The sequence below is a fragment of the Caballeronia grimmiae genome (assembly GCF_000698555.1).
In the GTDB taxonomy this organism is placed as follows: domain Bacteria; phylum Pseudomonadota; class Gammaproteobacteria; order Burkholderiales; family Burkholderiaceae; genus Caballeronia; species Caballeronia grimmiae.
In genome coordinates, this window is the sequence record NZ_JFHE01000049.1 from 17,708 (window position 1) to 35,185 (window position 17,478).

The following is a 17,478-nucleotide window of genomic DNA, read 5'->3' on the forward strand; positions in this document are numbered from 1 at the left end:
TTCCCGTCATCCCTCTTAGCCGACCGCCCTACTCCGACGAGCCGCCCATGTCCGCGCCCAAGCACATTCCAGATTCGCCCGTCCGATCCGGCACGATGAAGGCGTTGCCGAGAATCATCTTCATGAGCCGCTGGCTTCAGGTGCCCCTGTATCTCGGGCTGATCGTCGCGCAAGCCGTCTATGTGGTGCTGTTCCTGAAGGAAGTCTGGCACCTCGTCACGCACGCAATGACGCTCGATGAAACCAACATCATGCTCGTCGTGCTCGGCCTCATCGACGTGGTGATGATCTCGAACCTGCTGATCATGGTGATCGTCGGCGGATACGAAACCTTCGTGTCGCGGCTCGGCGTCGAAGGGCATCCGGACGAGCCCGAATGGCTCGATCACGTCAACGCGGGCGTGCTGAAAGTGAAGCTGTCGATGGCGCTCATCAGCATCTCGTCGATCCATCTGCTGAAATCGTTCATCAACCCCGATCAGCACAGCTACCACACGGTGATGTGGCAAGTGGTGATTCATGTCGCCTTCCTCGTGTCCGCGCTGATCATGGCGTATGTCGACCGGCTGACCACGCACACGCACCCGAAGCATTTTCACAGCGAAACCGCCGCGCGCGGTGCGCTGGATTGACCAGAGCGTCATCCGAACGCTCACAGCAAGATCCACGTCCCCAGAGCACAAGCCATGACCGTCATCAAGCAAGAAGACCTGATCCAGAGCATCGCCGATTCTCTGCAGTACATCAGCTATTACCATCCGCTCGACTACATTCAGGCGCTCGGCCGTGCCTATGAACTCGAGGAAAGCGCCGCTGCAAAGGACGCCATCGCGCAGATCCTGACCAACAGCCGCATGTGCGCCGAAGGCAAGCGGCCGATCTGCCAGGACACCGGCATCGTGACGGTGTTCGTGAAGGTCGGCATGGACGTGCGATGGGACGGCGCGACGATGTCCGTCACCGACATGATCAACGAAGGCGTGCGCCGTGGTTACATGAACCCGGACAACGTGTTGCGCGCATCGATCGTGAGCCCGCCCGAAGGCGCGCGCAAGAACACGAAGGACAACACGCCGGCTGTCATCCACTACGAGATCGTGCCGGGCGACAAGGTCGACGTGCAGGTCGCGGCCAAGGGTGGCGGCTCCGAGAACAAGTCGAAGTTCGCGATGCTGAACCCGTCCGATTCGATCGTCGACTGGGTGCTCAAGACCGTCCCGACGATGGGCGCGGGCTGGTGCCCGCCGGGGATGCTCGGCATCGGCATCGGCGGCACCGCCGAAAAGGCGATGGTCATGGCGAAGGAATCGCTGATGGACCCGATCGACATTCAGGACATCATCGCCCGCGGTCCGCAGGACTGGATCGAGGAACTGCGCGTGGAGCTGCACGAGAAAGTGAACGCGCTCGGCATCGGCGCGCAAGGCCTCGGCGGTCTGTCGACGGTGCTCGACGTCAAGATCATGGCCGCGCCGACGCATGCGGCGAGCAAGCCCATCGCGATCATCCCGAACTGCGCCGCAACGCGTCACGCGCACTTCACGCTCGACGGCTCCGGCGCCGCGAAACTCGAAGCGCCGCCGCTCGACGCCTGGCCGAACGTCACGTGGGCGCCGAACACGGAAACGAGCCAGCGCGTCGATCTGAACACGCTGACGCCGGAACAAGTCGCAGCGTGGAAGCCGGGCCAGACGCTGCTGCTCTCGGGCAAGATGCTGACGGGCCGCGACGCCGCGCACAAGCGCATCGCGGACATGCTGGCGAAGGGCGAAAAGCTGCCGGTCGATTTCACGAACCGCGTGATCTATTACGTCGGCCCGGTCGATCCGGTGCGCGACGAAGCCGTCGGACCGGCTGGCCCGACCACGGCCACGCGCATGGACAAGTTCACCGAGACGATGCTCGCGCAGACCGGCCTCATCTCGATGATCGGCAAGGCCGAGCGCGGTCCGGTCGCGATCGAGGCGATCAAGAAGCACAAGGCGGCGTATCTGATGGCGGTCGGCGGCGCGGCGTATCTCGTGTCGAAGGCGATCCGCGAAGCAAAGGTGCTCGCCTTCGAAGACCTCGGCATGGAAGCCATCTATGAGTTCGACGTGAAGGACATGCCGGTCACGGTGGCCGTCGATTCGAACGGCACGTCCGTTCACAAGACCGGCCCTGCGGAATGGCAGGCAAAGATCGGCAAGATTCCGGTCGCGACGGTCTGAGCGCGCGTCGCAGACTGCGCGTGGTTACAACAGCCGGGCATGGCGCCCGGCTTTTTTCTTTGAACCCCGTCGCCGTCGCTAAAGAGATTCATTCTCAGTTTCATCTGAAAGAAAAAATATCTCCCTACCTTGGCAGAATCACGCTCAAGGATTATCTTTCTTCAATGCCCCGCGCTCCAGACAAGGAACAATCATGCAAGGCGACGCAAAAGTCATCGAATACCTGAACGCGCAACTCAAGAACGAGCTGACCGCGATCAATCAATACTTCCTGCACGCGCGGATGTATAAGCATTGGGGCCTGGAGAAGCTGAACAAGCACGAGTACGACGAGTCCATCGGCGAAATGAAGCACGCCGACTGGCTGATTCAGCGTGTCTTCATGCTCGACGGCCTGCCGAATCTGCAAGACCTGCATAAGCTCCTGATCGGCGAGGAGACGAAGGAAATCCTCGAATGCGACCTGAAGCTCGAGCAGATTTCGCAGTCGACCTGCAAGGAAGCCATGGCTTACTGCGAGTCCGTGCGCGATTTCGTTTCGCGCGATATCTTCGACAAAATCCTGAACGACACCGAAGAGCACATCGACTGGCTGGAGACGCAACTGGATCTGATCGACAAGGTCGGCATCCAGAATTACCAGCAGACCATGATGGGCGACCACGAGTAATCCGCAATCGCAATGTCCGTTGTCGCTGTGCCATCTGCTGTATCCGCCCTGTCCGCCGATACACCGAACGCGCGCGCCGTGCCTTACACGAGCGCGCCGGTCGGCATTTTCGATTCCGGCCTGGGCGGGCTTTCCGTCCTGCGCGCCGTGCGTGCGCTGTTGCCGCACGAGCGGCTGATTTACGTCGCCGATTCGCTGCACGCGCCCTACGGCGAGCGCGACGACGCGTTCATCACCGCCCGCACGATGGCCATCGGCGAATGGCTCGTCGCGCAAGGGGCCAAGGCGCTCGTCGTTGCCTGCAACACGGCGACGGCGCAGTCCATCGCCTTCGTGCGCGAGCGGCTCGCGATTCCGCTCGTCGGCGTGGAACCGGGCGTGAAGCCCGCGGCGGCGGCGTCGAAGTCGCGCGTCGTCGGGGTGCTGGCGACGCAGGTGACGCTGAAGAGCACGCGCTTCCAGTCGCTCCTCGACCGTTATGCCGGCGATTGCCGCTTTATCTGCCAGCCGGGGCACGGGCTGGTGCAGGCGGTGGAACGCTGCGATACCTCGTCGCCGGAACTCATGGCGCTGCTCGAAAGTTATCTCAAGCCGATGCTCGACGCCGGCGCCGATACGCTCGTGCTCGGCTGCACGCACTACCCGTTTCTCGACCGCGCCATTCGCGACATCGCGGGCGAGCGGCTGCAAATCGTCGATACGAGCGTGGCCGTCGCGCGCCAGCTCGAACGTCTGCTGGACGCGAACGCGCTCAGAAACACCGACGCATCGCTCGAACGCCTGCCGCGTTTTTGCTCCACGGCGGACGGCGAATCCCAGCGGCAACTCGCCGCATCGCTCCTGCAACTCGATGCCAGCGTCGAGCACGTGGACATTCCTTCCCGCGCGGCCCAAGCCGTCTGAGCAGTTCCTTGCGGCTCGCGCATGTTCGTGAGCCGCTTTTCCCCGCTTGACGATACCCCGCAGCAACATCCCCGCTCTTCTGCGACGTGTTACAAAAAACGCCGACCCTCGCTTGCAAAGCTTCGCATACTGAATGATAATAATTCGCATTAACGAAAGCTATCGTGAACGATCATGATCGTGTGTGTCTGCAAATCAGTGTCTGACCGGAAGATCCGCGCCGCCATCGCCGAGGGAATCGACTCCTTCGATGAACTTCAGTTCGAGCTCGGCGTCGCGATGTGTTGCGGCAAATGCGAAGAAAGCGTTCGCGATGTGATGGCGCAAAGCGGCGCATGTGCGTCGCACTGCGGTGTCATCGAACGAGAGCGTCCGCAGGCCGTGCCGCTGACGTTCTACGAACGCAAGGCCGCCTAAGTTCGCTGTACTGCCGGGCGACGGAAGGCCGACCGCGCCGTTCCGTCGCATGATCGTTTTCCTGCAAGCCAGGTACCTTGGTTCATTCCACGGGTCGTCAGCCAGCCATGCAATGCTTGCCCGAGGAGGGAAAGATGGAATTGCTGATTGGTTTCGTGGCCACGTTGTTCATATCCCTGGTTATTTTTCGCACATGATGTCGTTCGGCTCTCTTCGCGCGTCCCGCGCCGTATCCTTTCCGGATGGCAGCGCAATCCGCAGTCAGGCCAGCAGCACATAACAATGCAGTCCCCGACCATTTCTCCTGCCGCTTTCCAGCGGCCGCCTGCTTCGAACGTCAATCCGCGCGTGCTGGCGGCGTGCGCCGCCGTGCTGGCGATCCATGCCGCCCTGCTGGGCGTCGCGCTCACGATGCGTCACGAGCCGCCGCCTCGACCGGTCGAAGCGAAGGCGATCACCGCGCAGTTGATCAGCGAGACGCCCAAGCCCGCGCCGCAGCCCGTCGCCGTCGAATCGCCGCGGACGCCGCAGCCGCCGAAGCCGGTTCCGACGCCGCAACCCAAACCGAAGGTCAAGCCCAAGGTCGAGCCGAAGCCCACGCCGATGCCGGTGACGGAAGCGCCGTCGCAGGTCGCCGCGCCCGCGCCCGATCCCACGCCGCCCGCTCCGCCGCAGCCCGCGCCGCCTCCGCCGGCGGCGCCCGCCATCGGCAAGCCGACGATGGATCTCGCCGCGCCGAAGAACGTCGCGCATCTGTCGTGCAACATCGCGCAGCCCGACTATCCGGCGATGTCGCGCCGTCGCGGCGAAACAGGCACGGCAATGGTCAAGCTGACGGTCGGGCTTTCCGGCAAGATCGAAGACGTGAAACTGCAGAAGAGCAGCGGCTCCTCGCGCCTGGACGACGCCGCGCTCGACGCGGTCCGCTCGAGCGCCTGCACGCCCTATAAGGAAAACGGCGAGGCGATCCGCGCGACGGCGACGGTGCCCTTCGTTTTCAGCTTGAACGACTGAACGTTTTTTAGATACAGGGAACAGAAATGCAAAACTACGGAATTGCGCACGTATGGGCGCAAGGCGATTTCGTGACGCGCGGCATTGCGCTCGCGCTCGTCATCATGTCGGTGCTTTCGTGGACGGTGATCGTCGTGAAGGCGTGGAACGTCGTGCGCCTGAAGCGTCTGACGAAGAACGCTGAACAGGCTTTCTGGCACTCCGACGATTTCAACGACGGCATCAAGAAGCTCGGCAGCCAGTCGTCGAGCCCGGCCGACAACCCGTTCCTTGCGCTTGCGCTCGCCGGCCAGGAAGCGGCCGAGCATCACCATCAGACGCAGCCGCATCTGCACGACCGCATGGACGTGTCGGACTGGATCACGCGCTGCCTCAAGGACGTGATGGACGAAGGCGTCGGCCGCATGCAGTCGGGCCTGGCCATTCTGGCGTCCATCGGCAGCACGTCGCCGTTCGTGGGCCTGTTCGGCACCGTGTGGGGGATTTATCACGCGCTGCTGACCATCGGCGCGACGGGCCAGACCTCGATCGATCAGGTCGCGGGGCCGGTCGGCGAGTCGCTCATCATGACTGCGTTCGGCCTGTTCGTCGCGATTCCTGCCGTGCTCGGCTACAACGCGCTGACGCGTGCGAACAAAGGCATCGTGACCAAGCTCAACCGCTTCGCGCACGGCCTGCATGCATTCTTCGTCACGGGGGCGAAGCTCTCGTCGCGAAAGCCCGCCGCGAACGGTCAGGCCGATAGCCTGCGTCTCGCGACGCGCGCCAGCTAAGCGGAGGTTCTCATGGCCATGAGCCCATTCGCCAGCGAAGAAGACGACGGCATGATGAGCGAAATCAACATGACGCCGCTCGTCGACGTCATGCTGGTGCTGCTGATCATCTTTCTGGTGACGATTCCCGCGATGCATCACGCGGTCAAGATCGATCTGCCGCACGCGAGCAGCCAGCCGCAGGACGAGAAGCCTTCGCACGTGAACGTCGCGATCCAGGCAGACGGCACGATTCTCTGGGACGATCAGAAAATCGACGACGCGACGCTGAACGCGCGTATCGCGCAGGCGGCGCAGCAGACGCCGCAGCCGGAAATCCACTTGCGCGCGGATCGCAAGGTGGCGTACGAACGTGTTGCTGATCTGATGTCGGCGGCGCAGGCAGGCGGCCTGACCAAGATCGGTTTCGTCACGGAGCCGAAAGGCGGGAAATAAGTTGTACCGCGAGCAGAAAGTAAAAGGCCTTCATCGTCAGACGAAGGCCTTTTTTATTGCGCGCTCGGCGCATTCGGGCGAGGCGATTACTTGGGGCTCGAATAACCTGAACCCGCTGAATCGCCGCATGCGGCAGCCGTGTTCGACACGGACAGCGCGATCAGCCCTATCAGGCTAACTATCAGAGTAGCCGTCAGTTTTCGCATAAGAAGCTCCTTAGCGAAAGGCATCCCAATATAACGCCGTCATTTCCGCGGGACAAGATCTTGTCCGATTGAATCTGACCATCGCAAGCGCGCGCTTCAATGTCTCAGACGATGCAGCGCGCCCGGGCGATCAAACCGTTTCCTGTTCGGGCCGCTCGATGACAGGACATTCTCCGGGAAAGCGTCTGCCGTCATCGATCGACTCGACGAGAAAATCCACGAACGCGCGAATCGCCGGCACCATGCCCTGCCGCGACAGAAAGACCGCATACAGTTGCGGCGACGGAAACGTCCAGCCCGGCATCACCGGCGACAACTGGCCGGTGCGTAACGGCGCGCCGTACATCATCTCCGGCAAGGCCGCGATGCCGACGCCGCGCATGACGGCTTCGCGAATCATCGACAGGTCCGCCGTGACGAGACGCGGCTCGTGCTCGTACTCGTGGCGCGTCCCGTCAGGCGCGATCAGGCGATAGACGTGCCGGCCATCCGACGACGGCATGTCGAGCGTGTCGTATTGCGCGAGGTCCGCGACGGTCATCGGCGGCGCGTTCGGCTTCAGAAGCGACGGCGCGGCGACCAGCATCTGCTGCGTGCGCCATAGCGGCCGCGCGACGACATTCGAACTCGCAGGCGCTTCCGAGCGCACGCGCAAAGCGACATCGATCGCGTCCTCGAACAGATCGACGACGCGGTTCGTCACGCGCAGCACCACGCGCACTTCGGGATAGCGATGCATGAAGTCGGGCATCACGGAGGCCAGAAACGTCTGCGCGATGGTCACCGGCACGCTCACGCGCACCGTGCCGCGCGGCGAATCGCGCAGGCTTTGCACGACGTTCACCGCCGCCTGCGCCTCGGCGAGCATCGCCTGACAGTGCTGATAGAAGAGCTGACCCGCCTCGGTGAGCGCGAGCTTGCGCGTGGACCGCTGCAACAGCCGCACGCCGAGCGAGGCCTCCAGTTCCGACACGCGCCGCGACAGCCGCGACTTCGAAATGCCCAGCACGCGTTCGGCTGCGGAAAATCCGCCGTGCTCGACCACGTGCGAGAAGTACATCAGGTCGTTGAGGTCGTGCGAATCGGCTTTCATTTTCGGTAGTCGCTTGGTGTCGTCGGCCCGGGCCGTTGTTTATCGCAGCAGGACAATGCTTTGCGCCGCGGCGTCTTTTACCGCCAAATACGGGCCATATAATAGCTCCATCGTTCCAAATTTAGCGCCATTCCCCTATTGGCGACGCGAGGCAAGGACACCATGAGCCGCACCATTTCGAGCATCATTCCCGCGACCCGCACCGTCGAAGGCGGCGGCTTCGTCGTGTATCGTCCGTTTCCGACGCGCCTTCTGATGGACTTCGACCCGTTCCTGCTGCTCGACGAAATGGGTCCGGTCGACTACGCGCCCGGCGAGGCGAAGGGCGCGCCCGATCATCCGCATCGCGGCTTCGAAACCGTCACCTACATGCTGGAAGGCGAATTCGGCCACAAGGATTCAGCCGGCCACTCCGGCACGCTGCGCGCGGGCGACGTGCAATGGATGACGGCCGGCGCGGGCGTCGTGCACAGCGAGATGCCGGGCGACGCGTTCACGCAGCGCGGCGGTCGCGTTCACGGCCTGCAACTGTGGGTCAACCTGCCCCAACGCGACAAGATGATCGCGCCGCACTATCAGGAAATTCCGTCGGCGAACATTCCGGTCGCGACCAGCGAAGACGGCAAAGTGCGCGTGAAGGTCATTGCCGGTGAGGCGCTCGGCGTGAAGGCCGCGATCGAAACGCGCACGCCCATTCTGTATCAGCACTTCTCGCTGCAGCCGGGGGCGAAGGTCGAGCATCGCGTGCCGCGCGACTTCCGCGTGTTCGCGTATGCGCTGTCCGGCACGGCGCTGTATGGTCCGCAAGCCCAGCCGGTGCGCGCGCAACAGATGGTCATCTTCCGCGACGACGCCGACACGATCACCCTCGCCGCCGGCGATGAGCCCGTCGAACTGCTGCTGCTGGGCGGCGTGCCGCTCAAGGAGCCGGTCGTGCGCTACGGTCCGTTCGTGATGAACACGGAAGACGAGATTCGTCAGGCGGTGATCGACTATCAGTCAGGCCGGATGGGCGCCATCACGCACTGATTCAAAAGCGCAAAACGGCGCGGCACGAACGAGCACATTGCGTCACAATGGCCGTTCGTCCCGCGCCGTATCATTTTGTCCGGCGCGTCCGTTCCCTACTCGAGGAAAAGCGCATGTCCGCTCCTGTCGTGACCGCCAGCATCGGCGAGGCCGAGTTTCGAACGCGCCTCGACGACGGCACGCACACCTGGTTCGCCGATGAACCCGTCAGCCTCGGCGGCGCGGATTCCGGCCCGCAACCGGCCGCCCTGCTGCTGTCGAGCCTGGGCGCGTGCACGTCGATCACGCTGAAGATGTATGCGAAGCGCAAAGGCTGGGCGCTCGAATCGGTGAGCGTCGAGTTGTCGATGAAAAGCGCGGACGGCGGCACGGTCATCGACCGTCGCATCAGCGTGACAGGCGCACTCGACGCCGAACAGCGGGAACGGCTTTTGCAAATTGCCAACGCGTGCCCGATGCACAAGGTCCTGTCCGGCGCGATCCGCATCGATTCCGGACTCGCCGAAGCCTGACGGCCTCGCAGCGGCATCACGAACGTCCAAGGAAACGTCGTTTTGAATTTTGAACACCTGATCCAGATCAACGATCCGCACAACCCGCTCGTCGCATCGCTGACGCGCGAGCAGTTGTGGGAAGGTCTCGTCCTGCGTGCCGAGCAGCCGCAATTGTTCGTGCTCGGCCTCGATAGCTGCGCCATCCTTTCCCGCGACGGCGACGTGATGGAGCGCGAGCTGCATTACGGCCAGGCCGTCGTGCGCGATCGCGTCACGCTGTATCCGAACGACAGCGTGCGCTACGACATCCTGCCAACCGCCGAACACGTCGGCGGTTCGCTGACGATGGCGATCGAGCAGCCGGATGCGCTTCAGCTCTTCCTGCGCTTCACCTACAGCACGACGCTGCCGGAGAACGATCATCCGACGCCGGACGAGCGGCAGACGCAGGAAATCGTGAAATCGGCGTACCGCGAGTCGGACATCGATACGGTGCGGCTCATTCGCCAGTACGCGCACGGCCGCACAGGCGAAAGCCCGCTGCACTGAGCGGATGGAGCGCGGCTATCGAAAGTCGCGCTTTGATCGGAAAGTCTGCTTGCAAATAGGAATGGTTATCATTTACTATAGGTCCATCGAATCAACGAACTTACCTTCCGACCGACATGACCGACACGCTGCGATCCTCCACGCTCAGGCTGCGCCGTCCGGCTGTTCGCGACGCGGCTATCACCCGCCCCAAGGCGACGCCCGCCCCGGCAGCCGATGCCAACGCCGAGCGCTCTGTGCGCAGCGATACGCTGCTGCAGGGCCGCAGTCACATCGCGATCGTGCATAACGGGGAGACCTATCAGTTGCGCGCTACGCGTCTGGGTAAGCTGATCCTGACGAAGTAGCGGGAAGAACAGCAGTACGTACCGTGTATTGTGGGGACCACCTCGCCAGGAGGTGTTTGGCCTTAGCCAGCAAGGACGACTTGCACGCGAGAATTTAGACCCCTTCGTGCAAACACCAGCCAGTCGTCGGTAGCAAGCGAAGCCGCTTTTTTTGGTTCCTGCCGGATGCGCCTGCATGGCGAACGTAGAAGACGAAACGGCACGCTTTCCTGACGAAAGCGTGCCGTTTGTTTTTTGCGGCGAACGCCTCAGACGTTCTCGATACCCAGCGCCCCGATGCCCGCGCGGGCAATCTGCGCATCCTGATCCGATTTCACGCCCGACACCCCCACCGCCCCGACGATATCCACGCCGACGAAAATCGGCACGCCGCCTTCGAGCATCGCGGTCATCGGTGCGGACAGGAACGCGGTGCGTCCCTGCTTGATGGTGTCCTCGTAAGCTTTCGTTTCGCGGCGGCCGAGCACGGCGGTGCGCGCCTTGCCCGTCGCCATTTCGACCGTGCTCGCACCCGCCCTATCCAGCCGATGCAGATGCAGCAGATGCCCGCCTTCATCGACGATGGCGATCGTCACGTTCCATTGATGCTGCTTCGCGAAAGCCTCGGCGGCGGCGGCCATGGCTGTCACGTCATCGTCGGTCAGTACGGGTTTCGTTCTCATTGGCTCGCTCGCGGTCCGGTTAGCGTGAAAAGCCCCAGAACATCAGATACCACGCGCTGTCCGCAACGGCCAGCGCTGCCACGAACCATAACATCGCCGCGAAACGAGGAACAAGCGTCGTCGCGTAGCGGCCGGTCACGCGCCACGCGAGCCACGCGCTCCATACATTGGCGACGCCGAGCAGTCCCAGGCGCAGGCCCGTTACCCACCACAGCGGCACGTGTTCGGCGCGCAGCAGCGAGACCGTCGTCGCGGAAAGGCCGAGAAACACGCCGACGCCGGCAATCGGAATAAGCGCGAGCGCCAGATGATGCAGCCGCCTGGCGCTGCCCGCGCCGAGCATGCGCGCGCCCCCGGCGAGGAGCGCGAGCAGCGCCGTGCCATAGACGAGACCCGTCGCGACGATATAACCGACGACCAGCGAGCCGTCGAGCCACGAGAAGACGTCGTTCTGCTCCGGGTAATGCGTGAACAGGAACCACGGCGCGTTGGCCTCGAGCGGCCAGAGAATATCGTGGTCGATCAGCCAGCCCGCGAAGAACTGCTTGAGATCGACGAACCACGTGCTCACGGTCCAGTGGAACGCGCCGATGGCGATGCCGAGCAGGCCGTAGAGAATGAGCGCGGTGTCCCACGGATTCGCCGCCTTGTCGCCCTGATTCACGACTTCGTCGGCGGGCGAGCGCCACGACAGCGCGATGGCGTCGCGGTGACCGCTGCATCGTCCGCACATGTGGCAGTCGGCGGCGCCCTTCATGTTGCGCAGCGGCACGAGCGGCGCGCAGTTGATCGGGATCACGCGATGCCCGTGCTCGCCCTTCGTGTACGAGCGCCGCCAGGCGTCCTCGTCAACCTTGTAATGGAACGGTGCGAGGCGCGCGAGCAGCGAGAAAACGCCGTTCACCGGGCACAGATACTTGCACCACACCCGCTTTTCACGGCCGTACAACGCGCCGATGATCATCGCTGCGACGGTCGATCCGCCGAGCACGAGCAGCACGGCCTTCGGATATTGATAGACGCTGACCATCTGGCCGTAGATCGTCGTCAGGCCGAACGCGACGAACGGCCAGCCGCCCCAGCGCATCCAGTGCGGAATGGCGCGCCCCCGGCCGAAGCGGCTCGCGAACTCGGTCAACGCGCCTTCCGGACACAGCACGCCGCACCAGACGCGGCCGAGCATCACCATCGACAGCAGCACGAACGGCCACCAGATGCCCCAGAACACGAACTGCGCGGCGAGCGTCAGATTGTTCCAGAGATGCGCGGAGCCGTCGGGCAGCGGCATCACTGCAGGAACCAGGATCAGAAAAGCGTACACGGCCACCACGACCCACTGGATTCCGCGGATCGTGCTGCCGTGTTGTTGCATCCATTGGCCGGCTTGCTGAAGCCGGCTCGGGACTCGCACACCTTGTTGCATCTCGGAGCTCATGCTGGGCGGCCAGCCGCCTTTTGTTTTTGCGCCATCTGGTTGTTCGAACGGCGCATCAGGAGATAGATGACGATCCAGTACAGCGCGTAAGCGACGAGGTTCATGCCGGCGGGATGCGCACGATAGCCGGTGAGCGTTGCGACGAGCGAGCCGAAGGTGGTGGAATCGTCGAGCAGCGCGGACGTGTTCCATACCTGATTGACGATGACCGGCAGCACTTCCATGTCGATCAGCTTGTCGACGCCTGTTTCGAAAAGACCGGCAGCAAGGAACAGCAGCATGATTTCGGTGACCCGGAAGAACGAGCGCCACGAGAAGAACTTGCCGCCGAGTTGCAGCACATAGAACGTGAGCAGCGCGAGCCCGAAGCCAATGATGATCGCCACGTACTGCGACGCCGGCACGTGACCGGACTGCCCGAAACCGACGCCATAGAGAAACACGGCCGTTTCGCTGCCTTCACGCGCGATCGCGAGCGCGACCAGCAGCGCGATGCCCCACCAGTGCCCGTCCTGCGTGCTCTTTTTCAGCGACGTTTCCATGTCGCGCTTGAGCGTGCGGCCGTGACGCTTCATCCACAGCACCATCTGCACGATCAGCACGCAGGCGATCAGCACCATGCCGGTCTGGAAGTAATCCTGCGCATTGCCGGACAGCACTTCGGTGAAACCGATGAGCGCCGCTCCGAGCGCGATAGCCGCAAGCAGCCCGGCCGCGACGCCGAACCACAGATAAGGCAGGCCGCGGCGCGCCTGTTGGTCGCCGTTTTTCAGCCACGCATGCAGGATACCGACGACCAGCAACGCCTCGACGCTTTCCCGCCAAACGATGAAAAGGACCTGCCCCATAACGCAAACCTCCTGCAGTTCTGCTTCACTACCGCCGCGCGAAAAGATCGCGCGGCAGGAACATCACTTCGCGACGATGACGCCTTGCGCCGTCTGGTGGAAATCGTCGAAGAACTTGTACTCGCCCGGATCGAGCGGGGCGATCACGACGAACGAATCGGCGCCCGGCGCGAGCACTTTTTCCTTGCGCAGCTGCACGCTTTCGAATTCGGCTGCGCCCTTGCCGACGTTATGCACTTCGATCTTGATGCGCTGCCCCGCCGGCACTTCGATGCGCACCGGGTTCAGCTTGCCGTCGTTCATTTCCAGCTTGAACGTCGGCAGATCGGCGGCCTGCGCGATACCGGCGCCCGCCCCGAACATGGCGGACAACGCGATCGCAACCACCTGGCTTCTAAGTTTCATGCGTACTTCCTGAGATGAACGCGCCCGGCCTTTGAGGACAGCCGGGCGCGCGAATCAAGCGCGCGGTCGCGCGATGCTCAATACCCGCCCTTTTTGCCGATTCCCGCGAACGGGAAGTCGTACTCGATCGTGTAGGGCTTGAACCACGGGCCGACGCCCGTTTCCTTGTCCGTGTGACGGCCGAAAGCCATATGGCCGGTTTCGGCCGGCGGGGAAACGTGCAGCTTCAGGTGATATTTGCCCGGCCCGAAGAGCTTGACGTTGTCGCCATAGTGCGGGCCGTCGCTGGCGACCATCGCCATCAGGTCGCCCTTGATCGTCTGCGTCGTGCCGACCTTCGAGAGTTCGTACGTGATGTTCAGGTACGGCATCCAGTCGCCTTCCGCAAACCCGGTCGGATTGTTCTTGACCGCGTGGATATCGGCTTCGAGGTGGATGTCCGAATCCGACGCCTTGCGCATCATGCCTTCCGGCGACATCGTGATCGGCTGAAGATAGACGGCGCCGACTTCCATGCCGCCTTCGATGTGCTGCTTTCCGATCGGATACTCGGCAGCGGAGGCCGCCATCATCGCCGTGAGACCAGCAGCGGCGACAAGGCCGCGCATCAACGTAGAACCCATCAGGTACTCCTTCTTTTTATGGATCGGCTCACGCGTCAATTACTGCCGCGCGGCCACGCTACAAAACGGCCGATCACCCCGCTACCATGAACGGTAATACGAACCATTCTCAATGTTTGTCAGTTTAGCATCGTTCGATGGACGCAACAATTTGAAGCGGCTTACAAACCCAGTCGCAGTAAGGCTTTTCGGGCGGCCCAGTCAGGGACGCAAAGGGCGAAAAAAAGCGGCGGACCGTATGTCCGCCGCCCGGTTTCGCTTCGAGCCTTGTCTGGCGTCACTTTCCGCCAGCGCCGCTCACGTGGTCGCCCACGTTCGCGCCGAAGACACGCTGCCGCAGCAGCGCCAATTGGTCGCGGGTCTGCGCCGCTTTCTCGAATTCCAGATTCTTCGCGTGATCCATCATCTGCTTTTCGAGCCGCTTGATTTCCTTCGCGATCTGCTTCTCGGTCATGTCCTCGAACTTGGCGCGCGCCTGCGCTTCCTTGAGTTCGGCACGCGCGTCGTCGGCGCTGTAGACGCCATCGATGATGTCCTTGATGCGCTTCTGAACTCCGCGCGGCGTGATACCCATCGCCTGATTGTGAGCGATCTGCTTTGCGCGCCGACGCTCGGTTTCGCCGATCGCGCGCCGCATCGAGTCGGTCATGTTGTCGGCATAGAGAATGGCTTTGCCGTTCACGTTGCGCGCCGCCCGGCCAATGGTCTGGATCAGCGAACGCTCGGCCCGCAGGAAGCCTTCCTTGTCGGCGTCGAGAATCGCGACGAGCGACACCTCGGGAATATCCAGCCCTTCCCGCAGCAAGTTGATGCCGACGAGCACATCGAAGGTGCCGAGCCGCAAGTCGCGGATGATTTCGACGCGCTCGACGGTATCGATATCGCTGTGCAGATAACGCACTTTCACGCCGTGATCCGCGAGGAATTCAGTCAACTGCTCGGCCATGCGCTTGGTGAGCACGGTGACGAGCACGCGTTCCTGCGCCGCGACGCGCACATTGATTTCCGATAACACGTCGTCGACCTGCGAGCGCGCGGGCCGCACTTCGATCTCCGGATCGACCAGGCCAGTCGGACGCACGAGTTGCTCGGCTACCTGTCCTGCCTTGGCTTTCTCGTAATCGGCGGGCGTCGCCGAAACGAAGATCGCCTGGCGCATCTTGCGTTCGAACTCGTTGAACTTGAGCGGCCGGTTGTCGAGCGCGGACGGCATGCGAAAGCCGTAATCGACAAGATTTTCCTTGCGCGCGCGGTCGCCGTTATACATGCCGTTCAACTGGCCGATCAGCACGTGCGATTCGTCCAGCAGCATCAGCGCATCGGGCGGCAGATAGTCGACGAGCGTCGGCGGCGGCTCGCCGGGCGCGGAGCCGGAGAAATGCCGCGAGTAGTTCTCGATGCCCTTGCAGAAGCCAAGCTCCTGCAGCATTTCCAGATCGAAGCGCGTGCGCTGCTCCAGCCGCTGCGCTTCGACGAGCTTGCCCTCGCTATAGAAAAACTCGAGCCGGTCGCGCAGTTCTTCCTTGATCGTCTCGATCGCGCGCATGACGGTGTCGCGCGGCGTCACGTAATGCGACGACGGATACACCGTGAAGCGCGGAATCTTGTTGCGCACGCGGCCAGTGAGCGGATCGAACAGCTGCATCGACTCGATTTCGTCGTCGAACAATTCGACGCGCACGGCCATTTCCGCGTGCTCCGCCGGAAAGATGTCGATGGTGTCCCCGCGCACGCGGAACGTGCCGCGCTGGAAGTCGGCTTCATTGCGCGTGTACTGCATCGCAATCAGGCGCGTGATGATGTCGCGCTGCCCGAACTTGTCGCCGGTGCGCAGCGTGAGAATCATCTTGTGATACTCGGATGGATTGCCGATACCGTAGATCGCCGAGACGGTCGCGACGATCACCACGTCGCGCCGTTCCATCAGGCTCTTGGTGGCCGAGAGCCGCATCTGCTCGATGTGCTCGTTGATCGACGAATCCTTCTCGATGAAGAGATCGCGCTGGGGCACGTACGCTTCCGGCTGGTAGTAGTCGTAGTACGAGACGAAGTACTCGACCGCATTGCGCGGGAAGAACTCTCGGAATTCGGCGTAAAGCTGGGCTGCGAGCGTCTTGTTCGGCGCAAAGACGATCGCCGGCCGGCCAAGCCGCGCGATGACGTTCGCCATGGTGAAGGTCTTGCCCGAGCCGGTGACGCCCAGAAGCGTCTGGAACGACAGGCCGTCCTCGACGCCTTCGACGAGCGTGGAGATCGCGGCGGGCTGATCGCCGGCGGGCGGGTAAGGCTGATAGAGCTGAAACGGCGAGCCGTCGAAGGTGATGAACTTCGACTCGTCCAGCGCGTCGGGCGCTTCGATGAGGGTATCGGACATGGGTACCAGAGTCTTCGCCGGGGCAAACACTTATTCTAGCGGCTGCCGCAAAACTGGCGCAGCGCCCGGGCGGTGGGCGAAATCGGGCGCGGCATCCGTGCTGTGCGGCCTGTCCGCGCGTCGTTTCAAGCACATTGGGCTGGCCTGCGTGATCTCAAGCGCCGCCAGGCGGATCGCGGCGATTTCCGGCGATCCGACCGGTAAAAAGCACGCAATCGCACCGCACGCCGACGAAACCGGAGCGGGATTCGCTACAATGTGCGACTGGGCTCGCCGGCGCGAAATGACGTTCCATACGCTTTCGCCGCCGCCGACGCCCGCGCGCCGAGCCAGCTTTCCGGCCATCGAGGCGCGACGCGGTCGAGAAACTTCGCCGTCCGCACTCCCTGCCGCACGTCCTTTCCTCACTGCCGATAGATCATGTCTCTTTTCTCTGCCGTCGAACTCGCCCCCCGCGACCCGATTCTGGGCCTCAACGAAGCCTTCAACGCCGATCCGCGCCCGACCAAGGTCAATCTGGGCGTCGGCGTCTACACCAACGAAGAGGGCAAGATTCCGCTCCTGCGCGCCGTGCGCGAAGCCGAGAAAGCCCGCGTCGACGCCGCGCTGCCGCGCGGTTATCTGCCGATCGACGGCATCGCCGCTTACGACTCCGCCGTGCAAACGCTGCTGCTCGGCAAGGACTCGCCGCTGATCGCCGCAGGCCGCGTCGTCACGGCGCAGGCGCTGGGCGGCACGGGCGCGCTCAAGATCGGCGCGGATTTCCTGAAGCGCGTGAACCCGAACGCGACCGTCGCCATCAGCGATCCGAGCTGGGAGAACCATCGCGCGCTGTTCGAAGGCGCGGGCTTCGAAGTCGTCAACTATCCGTACTACGACGCCGCCACGCACGGCGTGAACTTCGAGGGCATGCTCGCCGCGCTGAACGGCTATGCGCCTGGCACGATCGTCGTGCTCCACGCGTGCTGTCACAACCCGACGGGCGTCGATC

20 protein-coding genes are annotated in these 17,478 nt (G+C 63.1%); 13 read left to right on the forward strand and 7 right to left on the reverse strand.

Annotation, left to right across the window (positions count from 1 at the left end; translation table 11 throughout):
- The first annotated feature begins 47 nt into the window (after positions 1 to 47).
- From BG57_RS27570 to BG57_RS27605, 8 genes are all read left to right on the forward strand, one after another.
- On the forward strand, positions 48 to 632 hold the full coding sequence (locus tag BG57_RS27570; RefSeq protein ID WP_035970066.1) for a TIGR00645 family protein: 585 nt from the start codon (positions 48 to 50) through the stop codon (positions 630 to 632).
- A gap of 54 nt (positions 633 to 686) precedes the next feature.
- On the forward strand, positions 687 to 2,210 hold the full coding sequence (locus tag BG57_RS27575; protein WP_035970067.1) for a fumarate hydratase: 1,524 nt from the start codon (positions 687 to 689) through the stop codon (positions 2,208 to 2,210).
- A 193-nt stretch (positions 2,211 to 2,403) separates the two neighbouring features.
- A complete protein-coding gene (gene bfr / locus BG57_RS27580) occupies positions 2,404 to 2,880 on the forward strand; it encodes a bacterioferritin (RefSeq protein WP_035970068.1) in 477 nt (158 codons plus the stop codon).
- Positions 2,881 to 2,892: 12 nt separating this feature from the next.
- The gene (murI, locus tag BG57_RS27585; protein WP_081851012.1) at positions 2,893 to 3,783 is read left to right on the forward strand and encodes a glutamate racemase; all 891 of its coding nucleotides are present in this window, start codon (positions 2,893 to 2,895) and stop codon (positions 3,781 to 3,783) included.
- A 174-nt stretch (positions 3,784 to 3,957) separates the two neighbouring features.
- Positions 3,958 to 4,200 carry a (2Fe-2S)-binding protein gene (locus BG57_RS27590; protein WP_035970069.1) on the forward strand — a complete coding sequence of 81 codons (243 nt, stop codon included), beginning with the start codon at positions 3,958 to 3,960 and terminating at the stop codon, positions 4,198 to 4,200.
- Positions 4,201 to 4,482: 282 nt separating this feature from the next.
- Complete coding sequence (locus BG57_RS27595; protein WP_035970070.1) at positions 4,483 to 5,214, forward strand: energy transducer TonB; 732 nt, start codon at positions 4,483 to 4,485, stop codon at positions 5,212 to 5,214.
- A 26-nt stretch (positions 5,215 to 5,240) separates the two neighbouring features.
- On the forward strand, positions 5,241 to 5,987 hold the full coding sequence (locus tag BG57_RS27600; protein WP_035970071.1) for a MotA/TolQ/ExbB proton channel family protein: 747 nt from the start codon (positions 5,241 to 5,243) through the stop codon (positions 5,985 to 5,987).
- Between the two features lie 12 nt (positions 5,988 to 5,999).
- A complete protein-coding gene (locus BG57_RS27605) occupies positions 6,000 to 6,422 on the forward strand; it encodes an ExbD/TolR family protein (protein WP_035970072.1) in 423 nt (140 codons plus the stop codon).
- Positions 6,423 to 6,758: 336 nt separating this feature from the next.
- Here BG57_RS27605 and BG57_RS27610 read toward each other — a convergent pair whose 3' ends face one another.
- Positions 6,759 to 7,721, reverse strand: coding sequence for a LysR family transcriptional regulator (locus BG57_RS27610; RefSeq protein WP_035970073.1), 963 nt, complete (start codon positions 7,719 to 7,721; stop codon positions 6,759 to 6,761).
- A gap of 162 nt (positions 7,722 to 7,883) precedes the next feature.
- Between BG57_RS27610 and BG57_RS27615 the strand changes: the two genes are divergently transcribed.
- The 4 genes from BG57_RS27615 to hemP all read left to right on the forward strand — a co-directional run bounded on the left by BG57_RS27615 (position 7,884) and on the right by hemP (position 10,140).
- The gene (locus tag BG57_RS27615; RefSeq protein WP_035970089.1) at positions 7,884 to 8,750 is read left to right on the forward strand and encodes a pirin family protein; all 867 of its coding nucleotides are present in this window, start codon (positions 7,884 to 7,886) and stop codon (positions 8,748 to 8,750) included.
- Positions 8,751 to 8,863: 113 nt separating this feature from the next.
- Complete coding sequence (locus BG57_RS27620) at positions 8,864 to 9,262, forward strand: OsmC family protein (protein ID WP_035970090.1); 399 nt, start codon at positions 8,864 to 8,866, stop codon at positions 9,260 to 9,262.
- Between the two features lie 42 nt (positions 9,263 to 9,304).
- A complete protein-coding gene (locus BG57_RS27625) occupies positions 9,305 to 9,793 on the forward strand; it encodes an SRPBCC family protein (protein WP_035970074.1) in 489 nt (162 codons plus the stop codon).
- Between the two features lie 116 nt (positions 9,794 to 9,909).
- A complete protein-coding gene (gene hemP / locus BG57_RS27630; RefSeq protein ID WP_035970075.1) occupies positions 9,910 to 10,140 on the forward strand; it encodes a hemin uptake protein HemP in 231 nt (76 codons plus the stop codon).
- Between the two features lie 248 nt (positions 10,141 to 10,388).
- Here hemP and BG57_RS27635 read toward each other — a convergent pair whose 3' ends face one another.
- The 6 genes from BG57_RS27635 to uvrB all read right to left on the reverse strand — a co-directional run bounded on the left by BG57_RS27635 (position 10,389) and on the right by uvrB (position 16,487).
- Positions 10,389 to 10,802 carry a GlcG/HbpS family heme-binding protein gene (locus BG57_RS27635; RefSeq protein ID WP_035970076.1) on the reverse strand — a complete coding sequence of 138 codons (414 nt, stop codon included), beginning with the start codon at positions 10,800 to 10,802 and terminating at the stop codon, positions 10,389 to 10,391.
- A 19-nt stretch (positions 10,803 to 10,821) separates the two neighbouring features.
- Positions 10,822 to 12,225: a 4Fe-4S binding protein gene (locus tag BG57_RS27640; protein WP_371875837.1), complete on the reverse strand. Its 1,404-nt coding sequence runs from the start codon at positions 12,223 to 12,225 to the stop codon at positions 10,822 to 10,824.
- 8 nt (positions 12,226 to 12,233) lie between these two features.
- Positions 12,234 to 13,085, reverse strand: a complete 852-nt coding sequence (locus BG57_RS27645) for an FTR1 family iron permease (RefSeq protein WP_035970079.1) — start codon at positions 13,083 to 13,085, stop codon at positions 12,234 to 12,236.
- A 63-nt stretch (positions 13,086 to 13,148) separates the two neighbouring features.
- Entirely contained in the window at positions 13,149 to 13,490 is a 342-nt protein-coding gene (locus BG57_RS27650) for a cupredoxin domain-containing protein (protein WP_035970080.1), read from the reverse strand.
- A 77-nt stretch (positions 13,491 to 13,567) separates the two neighbouring features.
- The gene (locus tag BG57_RS27655) at positions 13,568 to 14,113 is read right to left on the reverse strand and encodes an iron transporter (RefSeq protein ID WP_035970081.1); all 546 of its coding nucleotides are present in this window, start codon (positions 14,111 to 14,113) and stop codon (positions 13,568 to 13,570) included.
- Between the two features lie 277 nt (positions 14,114 to 14,390).
- A complete protein-coding gene (gene uvrB / locus BG57_RS27660; protein ID WP_035970082.1) occupies positions 14,391 to 16,487 on the reverse strand; it encodes an excinuclease ABC subunit UvrB in 2,097 nt (698 codons plus the stop codon).
- A 420-nt stretch (positions 16,488 to 16,907) separates the two neighbouring features.
- Between uvrB and BG57_RS27670 the strand changes: the two genes are divergently transcribed.
- Positions 16,908 to 17,478, forward strand: a 571-nt coding sequence (locus BG57_RS27670; protein WP_035970084.1) for an aminotransferase class I/II-fold pyridoxal phosphate-dependent enzyme, incomplete at its 3' end; no start/stop codon positions are given.